We start from the raw sequence: 2114 nt of genomic DNA, 5'->3' as shown, positions 1-2114 counted from the left end.
TTTGTCTGGAAACCATAGAGCTGTGGTCCCACCTGATCCCATTCCGAACTCAGAAGTGAAACACAGTATCGCCGATGGTAGTGTGGGGTTTCCCCATGTGAGAGTAGGTCATTTCCAGGCGCCTAATTAAGTCGTTTGTTTAATTGCAGTGATATTTCACATAAGACAAATAAATAGATGCACGGTTTTGCTGATATGGCTCAGTCGGTAGAGCGCATCCTTGGTAAGGATGAGGTCCCCAGTTCGATTCTGGGTATCAGCACCATTTCAAAAGAATTTGTTTGGAAACCATAGAACTGTGGTCCCACCTGATCCCATTCCGAACTCAGAAGTGAAACACAGTATCGCCGATGGTAGTGTGGGGTTTCCCCATGTGAGAGTAGGTCATTTCCAAGCGCCTAATTTACTCATTAAGAGTAGTATCAAGCCCGTTGCTAACGCAACGGGCTTTTTTACGTCTGCAATTTGAATCAGTTAGTTATTAAGCTATAGCCCTTAGCGTGACACTGATAGCTGTGCGGTCGATATGCCCAAGTGCCCGCTTCGAGGATAATAAAGAGTAGGTCATTTCCAGGCGCCTAATTTGTATCTAAGCTCGCTATTATTTAGTGGGCTTTTTTATGTTTACAATTTGAGCTAGTTAATCATCAGTAAATCGTTATGTGAGCACTATGCCGATGTATGATTCGGTGCCTTTTAGGCACCTTTTTATTCTCGCAAGAGAAAAGATAAATACCGCGCAACTTTGTGTTAGGGATTTTTCATTTAATGGCTTCTTGAGCTGCAAAGCAGGGTATGGGAAGTAAAAGGTCTGAACATGAGAGGTTCATAGACATGTGCTAGGCACCAAATTAGCTCATGTATATATTGCACTTTTCACTTTCTTGGCGATTCACACAGCTAGGTGCCTACGTTTATTAAAACCTGTCTCGTATCGAGAGTTAAAAGCTCGCTACTAAATAGCGGGGCTTTTTAAGCCTGTAATTTGAGTTTTTGAGTTACTGCGATGATAACTTCACGGTTGCTATAACCACTACCATAGCCGTCGGAATATGCACCTCCTAGGATAATAAAGAGTAAACCATGCTCAGCACCTTCTGTTTTAAATATTAGCTTTGAAAGCGAAGCAAAGTCAGTAATTAGAGGGGGAGTATTTACATGAGTAATGTTAAAAGCTCCTAGTACAATAATGATATGGCCTAACGATAGGTGGAGGTACCATCTATATGCCGACATGAGAGTGGATCGTATGAGTAAGGCTTAATTATCAGGTCGTAATATCCACAGCGGGGGCTATAGAGGACGGTGACCTATTTCTATATAGGTGATTTACTTGAGGCTTGTCATTATGGCAATGACTAACGCTGAGAAGATTGTTTTGTTAATCACTACTCTGTGCGGAAAAGGGCTGGTTAGTGCTTATAGTTGGACTTATTCTCATGGCAGCTGTTGAAGGGCATTACCTAAGTATTTAGAGTCGTGAATTCTTATCCTTTGTATCCTGTGGTTTGGCCTAGTGTCTCGCTCTGTCAGCTTTTGTATAAATTGACAGGTACCGTCAGTGTTTCCTTGAAGGTTAAATCCATCTGAAAAGATGCAAACAATAAAACAGCATAGTGTTTGGGGAACATAAATTAAATCCTCTGCGTGCTATCAACTCAAGTTAGCTAGGTAACCTATACTTTCTCCCCCGCTGGACTGGAAAGTTTTCAATAAAGTAATAGCTGCTGGCAATAGTTCTTTTAGTCTTGGTTATTTGGTTTCCCGTATCTAGGACACTTAAATAAGCTAAGAGTATTTACAGTAAAGTCGTGCAAGTTTTTTATACTGTACTAGACTCATTATCCCGCTCTGAGGTTCAGACCTAGATACTGTGCTGAATTGTGGATAAATCTGGGGGTAAGTGGTGTGTATGGTGTGTCTTAGTTGTGACTTTTAAAAAAGGTTGTTTTAATTGATAAAAGCGCTTGCGCTCTGTCAGGATTTGCCTATAATGCGCATCCACTGACACGGCACAGCAGGCCAACTAACTAAACGAAAGCTTAGGTAGTACGGGACTTGCAGCGGTGTTAGAGAGTTAAAAACCTTCGGGAATTTGATTCAGGTGACAAACG

The 2114-nt window shown here is 41.6% G+C and carries 1 tRNA gene and 2 rRNA genes; all 3 read left to right on the top strand.

What is annotated here, in order from left to right:
• The first annotated feature begins 4 nt into the window (after positions 1 to 4).
• The 3 genes from rrf (K5R16_RS21890) (at position 5) to rrf (K5R16_RS21880) (ending at position 396) form a co-directional block, all read left to right on the top strand.
• Positions 5 to 120 (top strand): 5S ribosomal RNA (rrf, locus tag K5R16_RS21890).
• A 69-nt stretch (positions 121 to 189) separates the two neighbouring features.
• Positions 190 to 265 (top strand) — tRNA-Thr (locus tag K5R16_RS21885).
• A gap of 15 nt (positions 266 to 280) precedes the next feature.
• Positions 281 to 396: ribosomal RNA gene (rrf, locus tag K5R16_RS21880) — 5S ribosomal RNA — on the top strand.
• Positions 397 to 2114: the final 1718 nt, after the last annotated feature.

It is taken from the genome of Shewanella sp. c952, from assembly GCF_019654975.1.
Taxonomy (GTDB): domain Bacteria; phylum Pseudomonadota; class Gammaproteobacteria; order Enterobacterales; family Shewanellaceae; genus Shewanella.
Note: the sequence above shows the minus strand (reverse complement) of the source record. Positions and strands in the feature narration are given on the sequence as shown.